This window comes from Bacillus sp. SIMBA_008 (genome assembly GCF_046535495.1).
Classification (GTDB): Bacteria; Bacillota; Bacilli; order Bacillales; family Bacillaceae; genus Bacillus; species Bacillus subtilis.
In genome coordinates this window covers 1-329 of sequence record NZ_JAWRWL010000178.1, presented here as the reverse complement: position 1 = coordinate 329, position 329 = coordinate 1, and the positions used below count along the sequence as shown (strand labels likewise).

Here is a 329-nt window from a genome sequence, read left to right as displayed (position 1 = left end):
CTTTTGAATCGTTACGTTTAAACCACGATTTTTTAAAAGTCTTCCAAGAGATGCTGCTGTAATACCTTTTCCTAAAGACGATACTACACCGCCTGTTACAAAAATATACTTAGTCATGAAAAAGCTCCCTCCTATTTTGCTGTTATATAATCACCGTTGCAAAGCGCAACGTATGTAGATAACACTGTATCCATCTTATTGTTAGACTCTTTTTATTTTCTAAACAAAAAACAAAAAAGAAAATTGCTCCCCTCATCACATAAAGTAATAAGTAGGGAGCAATTTTCTTTTATATTTACACTTTAAAAGTATTATCGTCCTTTTTTAAA

At 31.3% G+C, this 329-nt stretch carries 1 protein-coding gene; it reads right to left on the bottom strand.

Annotation, left to right across the window (positions count from 1 at the left end; all coding sequences use genetic code 11):
• The coding region (locus tag SB658_RS22710; protein WP_410602491.1) for a hypothetical protein at positions 1 to 117 on the bottom strand (117 nt) is incomplete at its 3' end.
• Positions 118 to 329 lie beyond the last annotated feature (212 nt).